The organism is Turicimonas muris (assembly GCF_002221595.1).
GTDB classification, from domain to species: domain Bacteria; phylum Pseudomonadota; class Gammaproteobacteria; order Burkholderiales; family Burkholderiaceae_F; genus Turicimonas; species Turicimonas muris.
In genome coordinates this window covers 31202-54002 of the sequence record NZ_NHMP01000006.1, presented here as the reverse complement: position 1 = coordinate 54002, position 22801 = coordinate 31202, and the positions used below count along the sequence as shown (strand labels likewise).

At 44.6% G+C, this 22801-nt stretch carries 15 protein-coding genes and 1 rRNA gene; 5 read left to right on the top strand and 11 right to left on the bottom strand.

Annotation, left to right across the window (positions count from 1 at the left end; all coding sequences use genetic code 11):
- The first annotated feature begins 108 nt into the window (after positions 1 to 108).
- From uvrA to ADH67_RS09655, 4 genes are all read left to right on the top strand, one after another.
- The gene (gene uvrA, locus ADH67_RS09670) at positions 109 to 5700 is read left to right on the top strand and encodes an excinuclease ABC subunit UvrA (RefSeq protein WP_236578557.1); all 5592 of its coding nucleotides are present in this window, start codon (positions 109 to 111) and stop codon (positions 5698 to 5700) included.
- 329 nt (positions 5701 to 6029) lie between these two features.
- Entirely contained in the window at positions 6030 to 6875 is an 846-nt protein-coding gene (locus ADH67_RS09665; RefSeq protein WP_066593991.1) for an HNH endonuclease, read from the top strand.
- A 350-nt stretch (positions 6876 to 7225) separates the two neighbouring features.
- Positions 7226 to 7726 carry a MarR family winged helix-turn-helix transcriptional regulator gene (locus ADH67_RS09660; RefSeq protein WP_066595889.1) on the top strand — a complete coding sequence of 167 codons (501 nt, stop codon included), beginning with the start codon at positions 7226 to 7228 and terminating at the stop codon, positions 7724 to 7726.
- Positions 7727 to 7886: 160 nt separating this feature from the next.
- The gene (locus tag ADH67_RS09655; RefSeq protein WP_066593993.1) at positions 7887 to 9104 is read left to right on the top strand and encodes a M20/M25/M40 family metallo-hydrolase; all 1218 of its coding nucleotides are present in this window, start codon (positions 7887 to 7889) and stop codon (positions 9102 to 9104) included.
- Between the two features lie 99 nt (positions 9105 to 9203).
- Here the strand turns inward: ADH67_RS09655 and ADH67_RS09650 are convergent, their stop codons facing one another.
- The 9 genes from ADH67_RS09650 to ADH67_RS09610 all read right to left on the bottom strand — a co-directional run bounded on the left by ADH67_RS09650 (position 9204) and on the right by ADH67_RS09610 (position 19589).
- Positions 9204 to 10190, bottom strand: coding sequence for a DUF362 domain-containing protein (locus ADH67_RS09650; protein ID WP_084081516.1), 987 nt, complete (start codon positions 10188 to 10190; stop codon positions 9204 to 9206).
- Between the two features lie 160 nt (positions 10191 to 10350).
- A complete protein-coding gene (lptG, locus tag ADH67_RS09645; RefSeq protein ID WP_066593995.1) occupies positions 10351 to 11487 on the bottom strand; it encodes an LPS export ABC transporter permease LptG in 1137 nt (378 codons plus the stop codon).
- A gap of 2 nt (positions 11488 to 11489) precedes the next feature.
- A complete protein-coding gene (gene lptF / locus ADH67_RS09640) occupies positions 11490 to 12638 on the bottom strand; it encodes an LPS export ABC transporter permease LptF (RefSeq protein ID WP_066593997.1) in 1149 nt (382 codons plus the stop codon).
- 126 nt (positions 12639 to 12764) lie between these two features.
- The gene (locus ADH67_RS09635; protein ID WP_066593999.1) at positions 12765 to 13790 is read right to left on the bottom strand and encodes an ABC transporter ATP-binding protein; all 1026 of its coding nucleotides are present in this window, start codon (positions 13788 to 13790) and stop codon (positions 12765 to 12767) included.
- Positions 13774 to 14814, bottom strand: a complete 1041-nt coding sequence (locus tag ADH67_RS09630) for an ABC transporter ATP-binding protein (RefSeq protein WP_066594001.1) — start codon at positions 14812 to 14814, stop codon at positions 13774 to 13776. Before ADH67_RS09630 ends, ADH67_RS09635 begins: the two co-directional genes overlap by 17 nt.
- Positions 14811 to 15770, bottom strand: coding sequence for an ABC transporter permease (locus ADH67_RS09625; protein ID WP_066594003.1), 960 nt, complete (start codon positions 15768 to 15770; stop codon positions 14811 to 14813). Before ADH67_RS09625 ends, ADH67_RS09630 begins: the two co-directional genes overlap by 4 nt.
- 2 nt (positions 15771 to 15772) lie before the next feature.
- Entirely contained in the window at positions 15773 to 16984 is a 1212-nt protein-coding gene (locus ADH67_RS09620) for an amidohydrolase (RefSeq protein WP_066594005.1), read from the bottom strand.
- Between the two features lie 8 nt (positions 16985 to 16992).
- Positions 16993 to 17973, bottom strand: coding sequence for an ABC transporter permease (locus tag ADH67_RS09615; protein WP_066594006.1), 981 nt, complete (start codon positions 17971 to 17973; stop codon positions 16993 to 16995).
- Positions 17974 to 17990: 17 nt separating this feature from the next.
- Positions 17991 to 19589, bottom strand: coding sequence for an ABC transporter substrate-binding protein (locus ADH67_RS09610; protein ID WP_066594007.1), 1599 nt, complete (start codon positions 19587 to 19589; stop codon positions 17991 to 17993).
- Positions 19590 to 19766: 177 nt separating this feature from the next.
- Between ADH67_RS09610 and ADH67_RS09605 the strand changes: the two genes are divergently transcribed.
- A complete protein-coding gene (locus ADH67_RS09605; RefSeq protein ID WP_158212637.1) occupies positions 19767 to 21656 on the top strand; it encodes an IS1634 family transposase in 1890 nt (629 codons plus the stop codon).
- Between the two features lie 12 nt (positions 21657 to 21668).
- Here ADH67_RS09605 and ADH67_RS09600 read toward each other — a convergent pair whose 3' ends face one another.
- On the bottom strand, positions 21669 to 22439 hold the full coding sequence (locus ADH67_RS09600) for an ABC transporter substrate-binding protein (RefSeq protein ID WP_084081517.1): 771 nt from the start codon (positions 22437 to 22439) through the stop codon (positions 21669 to 21671).
- 168 nt (positions 22440 to 22607) lie between these two features.
- A 5S ribosomal RNA gene (gene rrf, locus ADH67_RS09595) occupies positions 22608 to 22722 on the bottom strand.
- Between the last annotated feature and the right edge of the window lie 79 nt (positions 22723 to 22801).

Below are 22801 nucleotides of genomic sequence, written 5' to 3'. Positions count from 1 at the left end.
TCAAAATCAAACAGTTTCTAACAGTACTGATCCTCTCCAATACGGTTTTGTTATATATTAACGTGGCCAAATTTTCCATCTTCATTTTTGAGGTCCGGAAATAACTATATGGAACACAAAATTAATTTCGATATGCAGACACAACCAAAAACAAACGGAATTAGCGTCATCGGTGCAAAACAAAATACTTTAACAAACATCGATGTTAATTTCGAGTACAACAAATTCACCGTTGTCACAGGAGTTTCCGGCTCAGGAAAATCCTCTTTGGTGTTCGATACGCTTTATGCGGAAGGCCAAAGAAGATATGTCGAAACTTTCAGCCCTTATGTCCGCCAATTTATGGACAGAATGGATCGCCCTCAAGTCGATAAGATTGAGGGTGTCCCTCCGGCGATTGCCATTGATCAAACAAATCCGGTCAGAACCTCCCGCTCTACTGTCGGAACAATGACCGAGATCAATGATCATTTGAAAATGCTCTTTGCCCAAGCCGCCGTGCTCTACTGCGAAAAATGCGGCAAAGAAGTCAAAGAAGACACACCCGAACACATCTACGCTTCTTTAATCGAAAACTGTGCCTCCTTGCCGGAAAACACTCGTCTTTATGTTTGCTTTACGGTTGATGTCCCGAAAGATTATCCGGTTGAAGATGTTCTCGCCGGCTTAAGCGCCCAGGGTTACACTCGCGCCGCTCCTTTAAAAAATGTGACTAAAGGGCCCGCTGTTGTAGAAGTCGTCGCCGGCCGCTTCAAGATCACTTCCGACAAGTCCCGCATCATGGAGGCCATTGAAAATGCTCTGCAAACCGGCAAAGGCCACATGCATGTTCGTGCGGAAACACCTGAAGGCGAAAAACTGGCACAGTGGAAATTTTCCAGCCAATTCTCCTGCGCTGAATGCGGTATTACTTACTCTAAACCTCATGCATCCACTTTCAGCTTCAATTCCCCGTTAGGCGCCTGCGAAACCTGTAAAGGCTTCGGCCGTGTCATCGGTGTTGATTTCAACCTCGTTGTGCCCGACACTACGAAAAGTCTGAAAGAAGGAGCTATCAAGCCCTGGACAACGGCTTCTTTCGAAGATTGCCAAAAAGAATTGCTCGAATATGCAAAACTCGAAGGCATCGATATCAACAAGCCCTTCAGAGAGCTTTCTCAAAAAGAGCATAAGTTCGTCCTAGAGGGCGATCCGAAGTGGACTTCTTTCCGCTGCAAGAAATGGTACGGCGTAAAGAACTTCTTTGACTGGCTTGAAACTAAAGCCTACAAGATGCACGTGCGCGTGCTTCTGTCGCGCTACAGAGGATATTCCGAATGCCCGACATGTCGCGGCTCCCGTCTGAAATCCGCCTCTCAGCTTTGGAGAATCGGCTCTAAAGAACTTGCCGATAAGGTGTTGGGAGGGTCGGGTCAAACCTACCAGAGATTCCGTCCCGTCGGCTCTTCCTTCAGCGAAGAAATTCTTCAGAGCCTTCCGGGCCTCAACCTGCAGGACATCATGCTCTTGCCGATTGAAAGACTTAAAGTCTTCTTTGATGAATTGCGCCTGTCGCCTGAACTGGAAAAAACCTGCGACCAACTTCTTAAAGAAATCCGTACCCGCTTCTCTTATTTAGTAGAAGTCGGCTTAGGCTACTTAACTTTGGATCGACAAAGCCGTACTTTGTCCGGAGGTGAAGTCCAAAGAATCAATTTGACTACAGCGCTCGGTACTTCTTTGGTCAATACCTTGTTTGTGCTCGATGAGCCGTCCATCGGTCTTCATCCCCAAGACATGGACCGCGTCAATTCGGTCATGCGCAAGCTCAGAAAAGCCGGCAATACCTTGGTTGTTGTCGAACACGATCCTCAAGTCATGCTCGCTGCCGACAGAATCATCGACATGGGTCCCGGACCTGGGGCTGACGGCGGAAGAATCGTTTTTGACGGTACTCCTCAGGAAATTAAGAAGGCTAAAACCTTAACCGGCAAATATTTAAGCGGTGCTTTGCGCATCAATAAGAGAAAGCGCAAAAAAGTTAACGTTGTCGGCGACGCTTTGGTTCTCTTAGGAGCCAAAGAGCACAACCTGAAAAATATCGATATCCGTATTCCTTTAGGCCATCTGGTTTGCGTTGCCGGGGTCTCAGGATCAGGCAAATCCACCTTAGTGCAAGACATTTTGGTTCCTGCACTTCGTCAAGAAAAAGGCCAAACTACCGAAGCTCCGGGGAAATTTGAATCTTTGCTAGGCGTCGATAAAATCGACGATGTCATCTTTGTCGATCAGACTCCTATCGGCAAAACGACACGAAGCAATCCTGCGCTATTCGTCGGAGCATTTGACTACATCCGTGCCCTATTTGCAGCCGCTCCGTTATCTCAGAAGAGAAACTATACAGCAGGTACCTTCAGCTTTAACTCCGGCCACGGCCGCTGTCCGACCTGCGAAGGAAGCGGTTTCCAACATGAAGAAATGCAGTTCTTGTCTGACGTATACATCAAGTGCCCGGACTGCGACGGTAAGCGCTACCGCCCTTCCACGCTTGATGTGCACATCACCCGTATGGGCAAAAGCTTGAATATTGCTGACGTTCTTGACCTTACGGTTCAGGAAGCGCTGTACTACTTCTCGGAAAACAAAAATATCGTCAATGCCTTAACTCCTTTAGTTAAGGTAGGTCTCAACTATTTGAAACTCGGCCAACCCGTGCCGACCTTGTCCGGCGGTGAAGCGCAGCGTTTGAAGCTGGCAAAGTATCTTATTGAAGCAGCTAATGAAGCCGGTTCCAAGAAGCACAAGATGTTTGTCTTTGATGAGCCTACAACGGGTCTTCACTTTGACGATACCGCCAAGCTCATGAGTTCTCTTCGCGAGTTGGTTGACAACGGTCACTCCGTTCTTGTCGTCGAGCACAACCTTGACGTTATCGACGGTTCCGACTGGATTATTGAACTTGGACCGGAAGGCGGAGAAAAAGGCGGCGAAGAATTATTTGCCGGTACTCCGGATCATTTCGTTATTAAAGAAACACCGACCGGAAAGGCTCTGGCTTCCTACCGTCAGGCCCTTATCGAGAAAGATCCGACCGCGTACTTTGTGAATGCACCGACCGAAGAAACAGAGATTGCAGAACAGTATCCGAAAGATGCGATTTCTATCGTTAATGCTCGCGAGCACAATTTGAAGAATCTTTCTCTAACGATTCCGAGAAATAAATTCACGGTGGTTACCGGTGTTTCCGGCTCCGGCAAATCTACCCTTGCCTTTGATTTGGTTTTCAATGAAGGCCAAAGAAGATATTTGGACTCTTTAAACGCATTTGCGCGTTCGATGGTTGCACCTGCCAGCCGGCCCGATGTGGATGCGATTTACGGTATTCCTCCGACCGTTGCCATTGAACAGAGAACATCCCGCGGCGGCCAAAAATCCACCGTCGCTACTTTGACCGAGATTTACCATTTTCTCCGCTTGATTTACCTCAAGCTCGGAACCCAATACTGTCCGACCTGTCATGTTCCGGTTCGCCCGCAAACCAAAGATTCCATTATTGAAAAGGTCATTTCCGGTTTCTCCGGCAAGTCCGTGATGATTACCGCTCCTCTGATTAAGAACCGTAAAGGTTCGTACAGAGAAGTCTTTGAAAAAGCCCATAACAAAGGTTTCGAACGTCTTGTTGTCGATGAACAAATCGTAGGAACTTATCCGTTCCGTACGTTAGACAGATTCAAAGAGCACAACATTGATCTCGTTGTTTCCGAAACTGTCATCAGCAAGGACAGGGAGAGAGAACTGGATCATGTCATTCAATCCGCCTTGGAATTAGGTAAGGGCGTCCTTCAGGTCAGATGTGGAGGAAAAGTTGAAACATTCTCAGCTATTCGCGCGTGCCCGGTATGCGAGACCAGCTTCCCTCAGCTTGATCCTCGTCTGTTCTCTTATAACTCTGCGATTGGCTGGTGTCCGTCCTGCCAAGGTTACGGCTTGGGCGTCTTCCAAGATGCTCTTGCCAGAGAAAACATTGATGAAGAAGATACGGAAACTTTAAAACTTTCCAATAACTGTACGGAATGCTCCGGTACAAGATTAAATGAAGTTGCAAGAAATGTTCTGTTCTACGAAAAGAGCATTGCGGACATCTCCAACATGACGGTTGAAGAAGCTGAAGACTACTTCACTATGTTGGCGGATGCCGTCAAGGAAGATGAAAGGGAAAATGCGATTGCAAAAGATGCCATTGCTGAAATCTTATCTCGTCTTGCCTTCTTGAAAGAGGTCGGCTTGTCCTATCTCTCGCTCAATCGTTCTGCACCGACTTTGTCCGGCGGCGAAGCTCAGCGTATTCGTTTAGCCTCCCAACTCGGCACCAACCTTCAGGGCGTCTGCTACGTTTTGGATGAACCGACCATTGGTCTTCATCCGAGGGACAATAAGATTCTCTTATCTGCCTTAGAAAAACTCGCAGATAAGGGCAACTCTCTGTTAGTAGTGGAGCATGACGAAGATACCATCCGCAAAGCCGATCATGTCATCGACATCGGCCCGGGAGCAGGGGCACGCGGCGGCCAGCTTATCGTCAACGGGACGATTGATGATCTTATTGCCAATGCCGATAAATCCTTAACCGGCCAGTATTTGAAGAATCCTCTTCAACATAAAGGCAAAGCTTTACTGAAAACGAAATCTACTGATCCTTTTGTTGAAGTCAAAGGCGCTTTCAGAAACAACTTGAAAGTTGATTCCGTCAAGTTCCCGCTTAATAGACTGACGGTTGTGACAGGCGTTTCCGGCTCCGGAAAATCTACTTTATCTCGTGAAGTTCTTCTTCATAACTTGAGGGCTGCCGTGCAGGCTAAAGGAGAAAAAGTTAAATTTGTCGGCTGCCGAGATCTGCTTGGCTATGAAGCTGTAGACAGAGTTCTGGAAGTTGACCAAACACCAATTGGTAAGACGCCGCGTTCTTGTCCGGCAACGTACGTCGGTTTCTGGGATCAGATTCGAAAGCTTTTTGCTGCTTCGTCTGAAGCCAAGATGCGAGGCTATGGCCCAAACCGTTTTTCCTTTAATGTTGCTGTCGGCAGATGCCCTGACTGTGCGGGACAAGGCTCAAAGACGGTGGAAATGAACTTCCTTCCGGATGTTCAGGTTCCGTGCGAAACCTGCGGTTCGATGCGATTCAATGAGGAAACTCTGGCCGTAACTTGGAAAGGCAAAAATATCGGTGAAGTTCTGAAAATGGATGTAGATGAAGCTGTCGAATTTTTTGCCAGCCAAACCTCCATTGCCCATCCTCTGAAGCTGATGAAAGATGTCGGTCTAGGATATTTAACCCTAGGTCAGCCTTCTCCAACCCTTTCCGGCGGTGAAGCTCAGAGAATCAAACTGGTTTCCGAACTTACCAAAGTGAAGGATGACATCACCTTGAGAGGTAGAAAGGCTCCCCACACCTTCTACGTTCTTGATGAACCGACGGTCGGACTTCACATGGCAGACGTCGATAAGCTCATTAAAGTTCTGCAGCGTTTAGTCAAAGCCGGAAACACCGTTGTAGTTATCGAACATAACTTGGATGTGATGGCCGAAGCTGATTGGATAGTCGATTTGGGCCCGGAAGGTGGCTCTGAAGGCGGCAAAGTGGTCTTCGCAGGTCCTCCTGAAAAACTTATGAAGAAAGATACTCATACCGCCAAAGCGCTTCAAGAGTTCTTAAATCGATAGCGGCAAATCCCAAGGAGAGGTTTGCAACCTCTCCTTCATTTTCATCGAGTTAGTCACATTTTGAGTTGAAAAAAGGGAAAGAGTGGAAGCTCGCTTATATCTGTTGTAAGAAATGTAAATACTCTTCTTATTCCGACTTTTTCTATCTAGCTCGAAGATAAAAACTTCAAAATGCAAATAAAACTAATTAGTGTCCTATAGCTATCTCTCTTAATTATCCATCTGAAAACCGTACAAGGCTTGAAGACAGATTTAAACTCTTTATCAGTCAATGAGACTACCAATCCTCAGAAAAAGCCTATCAACTTAGCACACCAAGAAAAGGAAATATGCAAGAGAGCCTCAAAGAGAAAAAAGCAAAAAAGATCTTAGAAAATTTGCTCTTTGTTAGAAAATTGACGAAGAGGAAAGTCCATACTTCCATAATAGGAGAGTGGGAGATTGACCTGAACAACCCTCGTTATTTTTACCAAAAAGATAAACAAGGATATGTAGGGCCCGGATATACAGAGGAGATTAAATCATCCTGCTTCTTACAACTATTAGGAGTTTTAGCGGTTAAGTACACTGTCAGGATAAGATGCCCCTCAAGAAAGGATCTTCCACCGCCAACTCTTGGGATAGACTCCAGAACTATAAACAAAATTCTCATAAATCGAGAAGAAGTTGACCTTCAACAACTTTTTTCTTGCTGGAAGAAAGACACCTCCTTACCACTCAGTGAGGAGGAACTGATTAACATTGGCGAAAAGGCTTTAGAAATAATTGAAAAGAAGACTGCTCTTTCTTTTTTTGAAGAACTACAAAATCCACAACAAACGGACGACGAGAGTGATGAAGATGGCGAAACAACAAATCCAAAGGAGCCCCACAAAAAATTAACAAGACAGTACGAAAGGGATCCTAAGCTTCGGGCAAAAGCAATCGAAGAATACGGACTAGGTTGTGTTGTGTGTGGAACAAATTTCACTGAAATTTACGGAGAGCTCGGTGAAAATTTTATTGAGGTTCATCATTTAATTCCAATTTCTAAAACTCAAACAGAAACAAGCTATAGAAACTTACGTCCTGTTTGTTCCAACTGTCACAGGATGCTTCATCGCCTCTACCGAAGAAATGAGAAATCCATTGGCCCTCATGCCATTGAAGAATTAAGACGGCTCATGAAGAAATAAAATTTCTTGGAGCTTTCGCAGAGGACTCTAAGACTCTCTTCTGATCATTTTCTTTGTTTGATACTTTCCTAGATTAACTTTTTCTTCAAATATCAAAATATAGAAATCTTTTATGATTGGGTATCTTTTTGAGCTTAGCTCAACTTCGTTGAACTCCTTAACATTTTTCTGAAAGACGGACTTTTCTTCTTCGACAATAGAGCTTGTTGTTCGTTATGGGTTTATCCCTAGTTCACCTCTCCCCGTCTTAGGTCATAAATTTACGTGGTTCTTTGGAGGCTCCCTATAATCAGTGATGAATGAAGGGACAAGCGGTGTCTTCTTTTACGGACACCCGTGTGGAGAAAGCTGTGAATGAACATTATGAAAAAGGAACCTTAAGACTGCTACGGTACATCTATAACCAGATGGAGAGATGCAGGAATCTCGATTTTAGCCAGCTTGACATCACTTCTTCTCAAGCTAGTGTGATGCTGTTCCTCTTAAAAAATCGCAGTCGTCCTGTGACCCAGCAAAGCGTTCAATCAGCTTTAATGCTGTCTCACCCGACAATTACAGGATTAATGCAGAGATTAGAGTTCAAGGGATTTATTACTAGAGTCGCAAGTAAGGATGATAACCGCTGTAAGTTTGTTGCTCTGACTGACAAAGGACTTGAAATCGAAAAAGCTCTCAAATCCAATTCAAAAAGCATGGAGCATAAAGCTCTTAAAGGTTTGACAACCAACGAGCTCGTCATTTTGGATCATTGCCTTCGTACGATTGCGGACAATCTTAAAGATGACAATCAGCAGTTTATGGAAGACATTGCCAAGAAGGCGGTTCATGAAATGATGGCCGCAGAACACTAATTAAACTAATTAAGTTTCTCGATATAATCCGAACACCCGGCCTCCTAGGTGATAAACCTAGGAGGTTTGTGTATTCCTATAGCCTTTTTTCGTATTCTTAAAAATTTATCTTCCATAATAATCGAGTTCAATCCTCAATCTTCCTTCCAAGGAGAACTTCATGACAAGCCGTCGACAATTCCTTTCCGGCTGTGTTCTAGCTGCCGTCCCAACACTTCCTGTCTTTGCAAACTCTGGTTACGCCGGTGATTTCGACATGACTCAATACCTCAAAGAACTTAAAGAATTGATGGATATTGATTCCAAGTCTGGCCATATAGAAGGTGCAAACCAGATAGCAGATATTCTTGAAAAACGCTTCAAATCAATTGGCTGGACGGTCACCAAACGAGACTGTGAAGGCCGTGGGAGGGCTCTCGTCGCAACAAACACGCCCGATCAAACACACTATGACGTTGTTTTATCCGTTCATTCGGACACGGTCCAGGCAGTTGGAAACGCCTCCAAATATCCTTTAACGATTAAAGATAACATTGCTCACGGTGCTGGCGTGGCCGACGATAAAAGCTCATTGAATGCTGTCTGGTGGATTTGCAAGAAGATTCCGAAAAAAGCCCAAGAAAAACTCAAGATTGCAGTTATTGTGAATCCCGGTGAAGAGTCCGGATCTCCGGCCTCACGTGCCTTCATGGACGAACAAGCGAAGAAAACTGACGTAGCTCTCGTCTATGAACCGGGACGCCCCGGCAATGGCTTCGTCCGCTCAAGAAAAGGTTCAATGTTCCTCACCGTCAACTTCCACGGAAGACCGGCTCACGCCGGCAATAATCCGCAAGACGGTAGAAATGCTGTTGAAGCTATGGCCATAGCTATTCCGGAAATTAAAGCCATTGCATCTAAGTACAAAGACGTCACGTTGAATGCCGATGTAGTCAAAGGTGGCACTACTCCGAACACAATTGCAGAAGACGCAACCGTAGTCTTTGATTTCCGATTCTTCAATGATCAAACTCGAGATGCCGTTCTTGAAGATATCGAGAATCTTTGTAAACGAGGATTCGCTCCTGACGTAACATCTGAACTTAAATATGTGGCAAAAAGTTCCGCCCTGGCTCACACGGAAAAATCTCAAAAGGTCATCGAAGTTATTGATACAGCCGCCAAAGAGTTGGGTCAGCCTGCCCCGAAATGGATGGATGTAGGTGGGGCTTCTGACGGCAATCGATTCTCAGGTGCAGGAGCCGCAGTAGCATGTGCCATGGGTGTAGTCGGCGGAGACCTTCATCATCCGGAAAAAGAATGGTCCGATATGACATCCGTTAAGCCGCGAATTGAGCTTGGAAGAAAAGTCCTCGAACTTCTAGCAGAACAAAAGTAAAGAGTCAAAATCTTAGTTGTTCCTAGAGACGGAGATCAAGAAAGCTCGGAAGTTTCGAGCTTTCTTACTTACGGCTCACGAAGAACCACGATTCACTGATTAGAGAATTTCAATCAGTTCATATTGCGGATTGCCCATTTTCTTTTCCGCCATTGCGGTGAGCTGTCTTAAACCGTGTCTGGTTTGCATTCTCTCAACGAGATCATGGTTATCGGAGGTATGCGAGAAAACCAAGTCAACGCAAGCCTGATCAATAGCAAGGATATCGGTAGAAGCAAGAATGCCGATATCTGCGATTGTAGGTTTAGCAGCTGCCGTTCCCGCGCAGTCACAGTCTACCGACATATTGCGCATAACATTGATGTAGGTAATGCGTTTGCCGAAGTGGTCGATTGTCGCTTTAGCTGAATCAGCCATCAGTTCCATCAAACGTTCTTTAGCGGGCCAGTCATTCCAGTCAGCCGGCAATTCCCCCATCACATCGTGAACCTGGCGTTTTCCCACTTTGCCGGAAGCACAGCCAATGGCAATGTTCTTCATGGAGCCGCCGAAGCCGCCCATCGCGTGCCCTTTAAAGTGTGTTAACACAAGCATCGAATCGTAGTTGAGGATGTTTTTACCCATGGCGACTTCTTTCAAATGGAAGCCGTCTTTAACCGGAAGATTTGCGTCGCCGTCCTCATCCATGATATCCACCGGACAAAATGTCCACCCATTAATCTTCAGTGTCTCACGATGCTTCCCAGTAGTGACGCGATCACCCTCGTAAAGCGTATTGGTCTCCACAATACTGCTTTCCGGAATGGTAGATTGAAGCGCTTGAACCATTTCTCTGGGAATGATATTAGGACCATGTCGTTCACCGGTGTGAAGTTTAATGGCCACCTTGCCGTAGATCTCATTGTTGACAAGGTTATAAAGCTTGATTAAGTGCTCAGCATCAATTTTGCGTGTGAAATAAACCTTTGCTGCTGAACCTCTGTACTTTCCAGGTTCGACACGCTTAGAGCCGATAACGGGCGTAAGAACCGGGCTATCTACGATTGAATCTTCGCATCCGCAGCAGCAATTCCCTTTGGTTGTCATGAGCAATTTCTCCTAGAGTTTTGAGTTAGTTCTGATTTTAGTTCGGCAACACAAAATTTTCTTGCTTAATAGTGAGCATAAGTGTCCCAAAAATGTGGAGCTTTACCGGAACTAAATCCTCTCTCAGCGTTCTCAAAAATGCATTAATGTGGAAAGAAGGTCAAGACCTTCGTTCAACCCACCACATCGCAATGGAGGCAAGTATCAACATCATCAGCGACGGCATGAGCGCGGAAATAAAAGACGGCACGCTTTGCAATACGCTCATGAAGGCAAAAATATTGTTTAAGGCGTAGTACAGAATGCCTATCATGATGCCGCAGAAAATCTTGATGGCCATACCGCCGGCTCGTGCGCTTTGATAAGCAAACGGCATCGCTAGGACTAACATCACGAGAATGGCCAAGGGGTAGAACATCTTCGACCAAAATGCTGTATCAAAAATCTTATAGGTCTGGCCATTGCTCTTCAAATACTCAACATAGTGGTAGAGTTCCTGCAGAGACATGTACTCCGGTTTGACCATCAGCAATCCGAAAATATTCCCATCCAGATGTTTGCCCCAAACAAGTCTAGGTGTATGAATAACTTCCACCTTCTCGTCTGTGACTTCTCTGGATTGCTTCGGAATAATCGGCAGTTTTTCTTCTTTTGCATCCGTCAAAACCCAACCTTCGCTTTCGGAATAGCTCCCTTCTTTGGCTGTCACGATAGAAGTCATGTCGCCTTCTGGGTTAAAGACGTAAATCTTCCAGTCGTAGGCGGCTTCATTAGGACGAAGACTGGAAACATTCACAAAGCGGATGCTGGTCGGTTTGCCGTCTCCGTCTCTAACCACGTCGCGGACCCAAATACCGGAATCCAAATCCTTACCGCTGAAAGAGTCTCCTGTGATGTCAAGTTTGGCAACCTTCGAGTAGCGGTGCGCGGGAGGAGCCACATACTCCCCGAGTACGTAGGCAAATAAAACCATAACTAAGCCCGGAACCATCAGCATGGAAGCAAACTTCCATGGACTAACGCCCGAGACTCTCATCACCGTAAACTGGCTGGTAGCAGCCAATCTTGAAAGCGTAAAGATCGCTCCCAGCATAACGGCAATAGGAAGAACCTGATAACAACGCATCGGCAGCACTAAGGCTGTAAGCATAAAGGCCTGACCAATGGTGTAAGTCGTTCCGATCTTGCTTGACTGACCGATTAAATCAAAGAATGCAAAAAGAGCAACCAATGCTAAGAGCACAAATAAACTGCTCTTAATCACCTGGCTAAAAATTAATTTCCCCAAAACTTTCATGCCTACTCCTTCTTATTGCTCTTCAATTTTCTGAAAGGAGCTAAGACCCAATTGACGACAATCGTATCAATGTGGCGCGTATTCATTGTCATTAATCGGTAGAACAAGAAGATAGCCAGCACGATAAATGGCAGATTCATCACAATCGTTGCCGACCAAATATCAAAAACGCCCTTGATAATCCAAGTCTTGAAGATAGATAAACAGTTCAAATAAAGAATAAAGAACAAAACGGCGGCTGTCTGGCCGTAATATTTCAAAGCTCTCGGATTTGTATAAGAAAGAGGAATTCCTAAAAGAGCCAGAATAACTGCAACGATTGGCCAGTTAATTCTCCAGAATAATTCTGCCGCAGCTTGTTTGTTCGTAGGAACCAAAGCCAATAAAGCAGGGAGCTGCATGGAGTCAACCTTCAAATTCGCTTTCACATTACTTGGAGATGTATCCAGCCTGAGTTCGTAGGTTCCGAAATCCGTTATCTGAGCATCTTGTCCGTTTGCAGGTACTTCATAACGTTTTCCGTCGTTGAGCACAACATAACGGTCTCCGTTAGGATGCTCCTCAATTCTTCCTTTCTTAGAAGAGACAACAGTCTGTGCACCGCTTTGGCTGGGCTCAGCCATAAATACTCTTTCTACGGTTTTATTATCTTGGTCAACGGCCTCTAAAAAGAAAATCTGTTTGCCGCTCTTAGCTTCAATAAACTGGCCGGAAGAAAGTCTTGTAACATCGTCTCTTTGCGCAAATCTTTCTTTATAAGCAGCAAGTTCTGCTCTGGACCACGGAGAAATAACTAAAGAGCACAGGCCTACCAGAATCACAATAGGAATAGAAAACCTTAAAACAGGTCGGATCCAAGTTGCCAAACTACAGCCGCCGGCAGAAAACCATACAAACATTTCGCTGTCGCGCCAAGAGCGGTTCAGCGTCATAAAAACGGCTAGAAACAAGGCCAATGTGATTAAGGGAGGCAAATTCACCAAAGAGGAATAAGCAACAATCTCTAAAATAGAGTTGCTGTCGTATCTTCCCCCGGCGGTCTGATTCAGAATTTGTACGAGCCCGATAGTTACCACAATGGAGAAGAGAACGGTAAACGCCCCTCCAGCAGTATTTTGTAATTCTGATATTAAAGCACGGCGGTAAATCATCGTTTATGGTTCGACTCAACAAAGAGCAGTTAGCCCTGATGCAAACAAACTGTTAGTTTACCTCGTGAGTTCCTTCTTGAGTAGTTTAAGCTTGAAGTGAATCTCATTAAATTCACAAAGCATTACTCATTTGCGCCAGTTGCCGACCGCATGACAAGCAACTTCAACAATCGAGCCCATATTTTCTACCTTTCTCATCTCAGGCTTGACCTTTCTGCAGATGTCTTTCGCATAAGAACATCTCGGATGGAATGTGCATCCTGCAGGCGGCTCAAGAGGATTGGGCACCTCTCCTTGGATTTTCTTTCTAGGCTTGCCGACGCTTCTAATATCCGGAATCGCATCCAATAAAAGTTGGGTATACGGATGCAGAGGATAGTTAAACAAAATCTTTTTATCGGCCAGTTCTACCAAACGCCCTAAATACATCACCCCGACACGGTCGCTGATGTGATGCACCACTGAAAGATTGTGAGAGATAAATAGATAGGTCAGACCGATTTCCTTCTGAAGATTCTGCATCAAGTTCAACACTTGAGCTTGCACGGAAACGTCCAGAGCAGAAGTAGGTTCGTCACAAACAATGAACTCAGGGTGAATGGCGATTGAACGGGCAATCGAAATTCTTTGTCTTTGCCCTCCGGAGAACTGGTGCGGATATCTGGACTTGTCTTCCGGCGACATATTCACTAGCCAAAGGACGGAATCAATACGATCTTGAATTTCTTTTTTATCAGTAAGGACTTTCTGCGCGATGATAGGTTCAGCAATAATTCTTCCGACACTCCAACGGGGATTTAAGCTCGCATATGGATCTTGGAAGATCATCTGAATCTTGTTATGCAGTTCCTTGGCATCCTTTCCTTTTACGGTCGCCATATCCAAACCATTAATTTCTACACGGCCGAAAGTTGGTTTGTGCAAACCGACCAGCATTCTCGCTGTCGTGGATTTACCGCATCCACTTTCACCTACCAAGGATAAAGTCTCTCCTCTTCGGATTTCGAAGGACACTCCGTCAACCGCCTTCAGAATAGTTTTTGGTTTTCTTTCAATGAGCCTGTTTAGTAAAGGAGCGGAGACATCAAAATACTTTCCGATGTTCTGGACTTTAACTAGAACGCTCTGTTGGGTCTTAGCTTCTGCCTGCATCGGCTAGTTCCTTTCTGATGAAGTAAGGCTGAGTTCTGTATTTTGCAATTTCTTCGCTGCGAGACTTCCAGCAAGCAACCATCACATTATTTACGGATTCCATCTGGGGTCTCTCACCGATACACTTTTCATCTGCCAAAGGGCAACGCGGATGGAATGCACAGCCTTTGGGAACTTCATTAAGCCACGGCATATGTCCCGGGATCTGAGTTAAAAACTCGGTATCTTCTCCGATTTTTGGAATTGCACCCATCAAACCGGAAGTATACGGGTGTAAAGGAGAATGAATGATTGCTTTGGTTTCTCCAATCTCAACTAATCTTCCCGCGTACATAATAGCTACTCTATCTGATGCTTCTGCAATGACTCCTAAATCATGAGAAACAAGCATCACTGCAGTGCCTTTTTCTTTGCAGAGAGTTTTCAGCAAATCAATAATCTGCGCTTGAATTGAAACATCCAGTGCCGTTGTCGGCTCATCTGCAATCACTAGCTTAGGTTCTCCGGCCAAAGCCAGGGCAATGACAACACGTTGTCTCATGCCCCCTGAGAATTGATGAGGATAGTCGTCGATTCTTTTTTCCGCCGCCGGAATCCCCATCTTCTTTAAAAGCTCTATTGCTTCCTCGCGAGCTTCTTTTTCTGAAAGACTTCTATGCGTAACGATAGTTTCAACGAGCTGCTCTCCTACGGTAAACAGCGGGTTCAAACTTGTTAACGGATCTTGGAAAATTGCACCGACTATTTTTCCTCTCATCTCTGAGCGCTGTTTTTCGGACACGTTGTCCACTCGTTTACCGTCGAGCCATATTTCTCCCGCGCTGACATGAGCCGGATGATCTAACAAACCAATAATGGCATTGCCGGTCATGGATTTTCCCGCTCCGGATTCACCGACTACGCCGAGAATTTCTCCGGGATATATCTCCAGATTCACATTATCCAGAGCAATAAGAAGTTCTTTTCTTGTGGGAATCTCAACTCTGAGATTTTTCACTTCCACCAATGGATTCTTTTCTGTCATGACTGTCCTTGAAGCTTTGGATTTAAAGCATCTCTCAGCCAATCGCCGAGAAGATTAATCGTTAAAACAAACACGATCAGAGTTAAACCCGGGAAGATGGTGATCCACCATTCGCCGGAGAATAAGAACTCATTACCGATGCGGATGAGCGTTCCTAAAGACGGCGTTGTAGGAGGTACTCCAACCCCCAGGAAGGACAAGGTAGCCTCAGTAATAATTGCGGTAGCAATCTGGACCGTCACCAATACGAGAATCGGGCCTAAAACGTTAGGAAGGATATGAGTAAACATGATTCTCAAAGAACTCACACCAAAAACTTGCGCAGCCTGCACATATTCTCTCTTTTTTTCCGCCAGAGTCGAACCTCTGACAGTTCTGGCATACTTAACCCAGCCCGACAAAGAAATAGCAAAAATTAGTACGGCATAAGATGCCTCGTCATGAGTTCCTTCTGGCAAAACTACTCGAATCACTCCGTCAATCAATAAAGCTAGAAGAATTGCCGGGAAGCTGAGCATAACGTCACAGAAACGCATGATTATTGCATCAGTCACTCCTCCGACGTAGCCTGAAAGAAGGCCCAAGGAGATGCCCAGGACGACCGAAATAAACACGGAGGAAAGACCGATTTCAAGAGATACTCTCAATCCGTAAAGGATTGCTGAAAGCATATCCCTTCCCTGATCATCCGTTCCCAAAAGGAACTCTCGGGAGCCGCCCTCCTCCCAAGCAGGAGGAAGGAAAGCATTTGCCAGATCAAATGACGCCAAATCGAACGGATTGTAGGGTGCAATCCAACTTGCAAATACGGCTGACAGAATCATTCCTGCCGCGATAACAAAACTCAGGATGATGACAGGAGCATGTCTGAATCGCCAGCATAAATCGGAATCCCAAAATCTAAGGAATTTCAATTTAAGTCCGGTTAAAAGGCTGTCTGTCTGAGTATTAGGCATTCTTATCCTGCTAAGTCTTTAAATCTTTTTTCTAATGTTTTTACTAACAAGCTAGCGGCCAGCGGAATAATTTCATCGTTGAAATCGAAGTACCCGTTGTGCGCCGGAGCCCCGCCCTGTCCTACTCGAATATAGGCACCGGGAACCGCTCCTGCCATAAAGGCGAAATCTTCGCCGCCGGTTGCTCTCGGGTAATTTCTTTTCACATTTTCTTCCCCTACCAGTTCCGCTCCGACGTCGGCTATTGGCTTTGCCTGTTCCTCACTATTAATAAGCGGAGGGTACTTTCTGTCGTAGTCAAGGACAGCTGTGCAGCCAAAAGCAGCTGCCGTACTCTCAGCAACTTCTTTTAAACGTTTTTCAATCAAGTCTCTGGTTTCCGGCTTAAAGGTCCTAGTAGTTCCGACAATCTGGCAAGAATTAGGAATAACACTTTGTGCCAAAGGATCTCCCGAATGAATAGAGCCGCATGAAACTACTGCAGAATCCAAAGGACTTACGTTTCTGGAAACTAAAGTCTGAAGAGCGGTAATAATGTAAGCTGCAGCCACAATCGGATCGTTGCAGTTTTCCGGACGAGACCCATGGCCGCCTTTTCCGGTAATGGTAAGAGTAAATGCATCGGCAGCTGCCTGCATTGCTCCGTAATTCAAAGCCAATTCTCCCGGCCGAAGAGCAGATGCTGTGTGATAGGCATAAATTTCTTGCACCGGAAATCTTTCAAAAAGGCCGTCATCCATCATGACTTTTGCACCCGACCATCCTTCTTCTCCTGGCTGGAAAATCAAAACCGCTTTGCCGGCAAAGTTTCTGGTCTGAGCAAAATATTTGGCAACGGCTAAGAGAGTCGTTCCATGGCCATCATGACCGCATCCGTGCATTCTGTTTCCTAAGCAGGAAACATGATCATGGTCGCTCATTTCTTTCATCGGAAGAGCGTCAATATCTGCACGCACTCCTAATGACGGACCCTCTTTGGAAGAGCCGTACACTACGCCAACGACACCGCAGCCTCCGATATTTTCATGTACTTCATCCACACCGTAGGAACGAAGAAAACCTGCGATCTTTCCAGAAGTTCTTGGAGTGTCCAAACCAATTTCAGGATTCCGGTGAAAATCCTGTCTTATCTCTCTAAATTCATCTTTCCATGATTCGATTAGAGGGATCGAAGCTTTTTTCAGATCTACTACGGGTTCTTGAGAAACAAACATCTTAATCCTTACGCTTGTGATTTACCGTCAATCTTGAGACGTGGGTCCACGGCTACATAGAGCAGATCCACAATAAGGTTCACCACAACAAAAATAAAAGAAATGAGACATAGGTAGGCTGCCATTACGGGAATATCTGCAAATTGGACTGCTTGAATAAAAAGCAGCCCCATTCCCGGCCACTGAAACACTGTCTCCGTCACAATAGAGAAAGCAATAATTCCTCCCAATTGCAATCCAGTAATCGTGATAACGGGAAGAAGCGTATTCTTCAAAGCATGGCGGAAATAAATAGAACGCTGCGAGATTCCTCTGGCCCGGGCAAATTTAATGTAGTCCGTCCTCAGCACTTCGAGCATCTCGCCTCTGACCAATCTCATCAACAATGCAATCTGAAAAACAGCTAACGTGATCGCCGGCAAGATAATATGAAGAAGGCCATCTTTGGTAAAGAGGCCGGAAGTCCACCAACCAAGAGCTATTGTATCTCCTCTTCCATAGGACGGCAGCCATCCTAACCAGACGGAAAAAACCAAAATCAGAAGAATACCAATGAGGAAAGTCGGCAAAGAAATGCCGATCAAAGAAAGCCCCATCAGCCACTTTGCTATAAGAGAGTTTCTCTTCAAAGCAACGAAAACACCTAAAGGTATTCCTACCAACGTCGCTACAAACGCAGAGAAAAACGCTAGCTCAATAGTGGCAGGCATTTTCGCCTTCAGCAATTCTGATACCGGAGCACCTTGTCTTAAAGAAACTCCGAAATCACCTTGCGCGGCTTTTCCTACGAAAGCTGCGTATTGTTCCCAAATAGACTTATCTAAACCTAGAGAATGTCTCAAAGCTTCTCGATCAGCTTCGGTGGCTTCCTGTCCGAGCATTTGCATGACGGGATCGCCAACGAACTGAAATAGAAGAAATGCAATAAGCGTGACGATCAACATCACGAAAATCGCCTGAAACATTCGTTTTACAACGAATACAAACATCAAAAAGATCTTTCAGATTATTTATTAACTTTTACTTTATCAATTTCAAGTCTGTTATCAGAGCGAATTTCCGCATCAATGTTTTTCCCCATACCCCAAGTAATAAGCTGTGTATGCAAAGGTAGTTCATAAACCTTATCACTAATAATCTTCAAGGCCTTCGCAATATCAGCATTGCGAACTTTAGGATCCGACTCAACTTTAATTTTCTCGACGAGGACATCAATTTCAGGGTCAGAAACTCTGCCGATGTTAGAAAGGCCATTGCCTTTCTTTGTATCAAATGTAGAGACTAAAGACTGTATGCTGAACAATGCGTCCTGAGTACTGCAGCCCCAGCCCACCATTCCTGCTGAAGAATCAAAGCCCAGAACTTTAGGGAAATAATTAGCTCTTGGCATGGCGTTAACATTCACTTTAACTCCGATTTTTGCCCACATACCTGCTAGAGCTTTAGCAATAGCCTCGTCATTGACCCAGCGGTTATTCGGAGTATCTAAAGTAAATTCAAAACCATCAGGATATCCGGCCTCAGCTAAAAGCTTTTTGGCAGCAACAACGTCATAAGGATGACGAACATCCTGTTCAGGAGCCCAACCTGCGACGTTAGGAGGAATAATGGAGCCGGTTGGAATTGCCGAACCGCGCATGACCGTTCTCTTCAAAGTCTGAATGTCGATTGCCTGGTATAGTGCTTTTCTTACTCTTTCATCTTTGAAGGGGTTCTTGTCAGTCGCTTTACCGTCTACTCGAACATAAGGGGACTTATCTCTGTATTGATCAAGGGAAATCATCAAGACTCTGAGTTCAGGCCCTTCTACTAACTTAACTTTGTCATTGCGTTTTAATCTCTGAGCATCTTGAGGTGCCAAATCTAAAACAAAGTCAACCTGGCCGGAGAGCAAAGCTGCGGTACGAGTGGCAGCTGATTTAATAGGAGTGTAAATGGCCTCAGTTACGTTGCCGACCTTATTGGCTTTGTTCCACCAATCAGGATTCTCCACAAATACTGTCTTGACATCTACTTCTCGACTCTTGAGTTTGAATGGGCCAGTACCATTAACGTTACGGGCTGCGTAAGACTCTTCTTTTTCGACGTAATTTTGAGGATTTACAACGTTATGTTCTTCTGCCCACTTTTTATTAAGAATACGCAAGTGGGTGAGTTGGTTAAGAATAACAGGACTCTGAGTAGAGGTTTTAATAAACACTTGTCCGTCAGAGCGTACTTCTGCGTCAAGAATCCCGGCAGTATACGTACGGAACTGAGAAAGAGGATGAAGGGCACGCTTAATAGAAAAAACAACGTCTTCAGGAGACAATGTCTGACCATCATGGAACTTAACGTTGGGTCTAATCTTGAAAAGGAAGCCGCCCGGCTCTTTTGACCAGCTCTCTGCTAAGCAAGGAATTATTTCAGAATTTTTGCCTAAATTGACAAGGGTTTCGTATACATAAGAGTTAGCAGCGCTGTTAAGTCCTTCATTCTGTGCATGAGGATCAAAGGTAAGAATATCGCCCTGGCTTGCCCATTTAAAAGTTTCAGCAAATGCTGCCGCAGAGAAAGTTGCCGCAGCAGCGACTAAACAAACAGATGCTAACTTAACTTTAAGCATGGGTACTCCGATATTTTTATTGGTTTTAGAACGATCATTTTTCCTGTCTTTAATACTTTTTATTTAGTCTGATCCGTTTTGAACCCCGATGGGTTCTTTATTTTTGCCTAAATTTATTTTCTAATAATATGTATTAACTGTAGTATAATTAGCTTAATGATAAATCTTGGGGGTCCTATGCGTTATAGGTTGGGGTTTAGTTCTAACAAAGACAGTTCTAGTGTTTATATCGAGTGTTCTATTCGAAAGCCAGGTGTCAAACATCCCGTTCGAGAAATCATTAAACGCTTTGGAAAGAAAAAAGACCTCTTAGCTAAAGACCCTGCGGCACTACAAAAGATCCAAGAAGAGGTTGACCGGATGAACCTCAACTGTGAGGGTAGGAAACTGCTTTCCACTCCCACTTCTCTTGAGTTACTTTCTAAAGATTTATCCGAGCTTCTTCAACGACAAACTTTGGATCCTAGTGCCGTTTTTTGTACTCGTAGTGCCGGCTATCTTATCTTGCGCCGCCTCTATGATGAACTTAAATTGGATGCTAAGTTCGATTACATTGCAACGAAAGGCTCTTTCAAGTATGACTTAGCAGAAATTGCCAAGGAACTAATTTTGCTCAGAATTCTTGCCCCGTCCTCCAAGAGACGTTCCTCAATCGAAGGACCCGAGCGTTATCTTGGCATGGAGTTTGATAATCTAACTCAAATTTACAAAGCTCTGGATGTACTCTGTGCGAATAAAAGCGACATCATCCGATACTGGAATCGTCAAATCAGCAAGCTGGTTCCCGACAGGGATACTTCGATTTGTCTTTATGACATAACTACATATGCCTTTGAGAGTACCGATCAAGATGCGCTAAGAGATTTTGGCTATTCCAAGGACAAGAAATTTAATGAAGTCCAAGTAGTTATGGGATTAGCTACGGACAAACAAGGCTTGCCCCTCGACTATGGTCTCTACAGAGGCAATCAGGCTGAGGGGGCTACTATGGTGCCCTTTGTTAGTGAACTAAAGAAGAAATTTAATGTTAAAAGCTTCACGGTAGTTGCCGATAGAGGTCTGAACAGCCAAGCTAATATCGACGCTCTGATAAAACTCGGAGATAACTACGTTCTAGCCTCCAAGATAAGAGGCGCAAGCAGCGATATACAAAGAGAAGTTCTCTCTGAGGAAGGCAGAGTTCCAATACAGAAAGTCTCCGAAGACGGGGAAATCTTAGACTTCGGCTGGTACAAAGAAATTCAATTGAACGGTCCTATCAGCTACGAGTCGCCGGAATACGTCTTTGAAGACGGTGACAAAGAGAAAGAAAAGCAACTTGAGAAAAACTTAAACCATACAAAAACGAAATCTGGGAAATACGTAAAAAGCCAATTAAAACGCAGACTCATCGTTACCTGGACCGAGGCCAGAGCCAGAAAAGACAGAAAAGACCGAGAAAGGTTAATCAAGAAAGCTCAGGAGCTAGTTGGAAAACCTTCTAAGATCAAGACCTCATTCAAAAGAGGAGGAAGAAGTTTTATTCTCTTAGATATGGATTTGGAGACTGCAAGAATAAATGAATCACTAATTGCAGCACAGGAGCAATTTGATGGAATTCATGTTATCGAAACATCATTGAGTTCACCTGCTTCAGAAGTGGTAAGAATCTATAAAAACTTATGGAGAATTGAAGATAGTTTCCGCCATTTAAAAAGTACTTTTGAGGCAAGACCAGTATATTTACGGCTGCCGGATCATGTGCGCGGACACTTCCTAATCTGCTTTTTAGCTTTATGCGTCCATCGTTATTTGGAATATAAACTTCGGGCAAATAATACTCCGGCCACGACCGATGGAATTATCAGAGGACTGAACCGAGCCACGATATCATTGATTAATCCAACCTCCGGGATTGAGTTTTACGGCACCGCTGGCTTTGACTCTACAGTACGAAACATTATGAATCTAGTTGGCTTGACGCCTCCAAATACTTACGAAGACCCAAGCGCTTTGAGGAAGAAAATGCGACTCTACACTTCTGTCAAAGATTTATTCTCTTCTACTACAATAAGTTTAGAAAATTAAGAAAAAGAGAAACTAGAGCTGACGGGGCCTCACAGGCCCTTTTTTAATTCGTAGGCATAAAAGACGGGGCAAAGCTGCGGTACGAGTGGCAGCTGATTTAATAGGAGTGTAAATGGCCTCAGTTACGTTGCCGACCTTATTGGCTTTGTTCCACCAATCAGGATTCTCTACAAATACTGTCTTGACATCTACTTCTCGACTCTTGAGTTTGAATGGGCCAGTACCATTAACGTTACGGGCTGCGTAAGACTCTTCTTTTTCGACGTAATTTTGAGGATTTACAACGTTATGTTCTTCTGCCCACTTTTTATTAAGAATACGCAAGTGGGTGAGTTGGTTAAGAATAACAGGACTCTGAGTAGAGGTTTTAATAAACACTTGTCCGTCAGAGCGTACTTCTGCGTCAAGAATCCCGGCAGTATACGTACGGAACTGAGAAAGAGGATGAAGGGCACGCTTAATAGAAAAAACAACGTCTTCAGGAGACAATGTCTGACCATCATGGAACTTAACGTTGGGTCTAATCTTGAAAAGGAAGCCGCCCGGCTCTTTTGACCAGCTCTCTGCTAAGCAAGGAATTATTTCAGAATTTTTGCCTAAATTGACAAGGGTTTCGTATACATAAGAGTTAGCAGCGCTGTTAAGTCCTTCATTCTGTGCATGAGGATCAAAGGTAAGAATATCGCCCTGGCTTGCCCATTTAAAAGTTTCAGCAAATGCTGCCGCAGAGAAAGTTGCCGCAGCAGCGACTAAACAAACAGATGCTAACTTAACTTTAAGCATGGGTACTCCGATATTTTTATTGGTTTTAGAACGATCATTTTTATAACACTGAAACACTATATTTCAACAGAAACATAATATTATTTTCAAGCGAGTCTATATCGGTTTCCCAAAAGACAAAACCCTCGGAGCCGCAATGACTTCGAGGGGTCTGTTTTAAATAATTGAGCCCGGAGGCTACCTACTTTCGCAAGAAATACAACTCACTATCATCGGCGTGGAGGCGTTTCACTGTCCTGTTCGGGATGGGAAGGAGTGGTTCCACCCTGCTATGGCCTCCGGGCTTTAACTTGTTCTGCATCTTTCGATGCTCGGAAATTCTTATCAATCTTGACGAGCTCTTAAGCTCTGCTTTGTTTAAC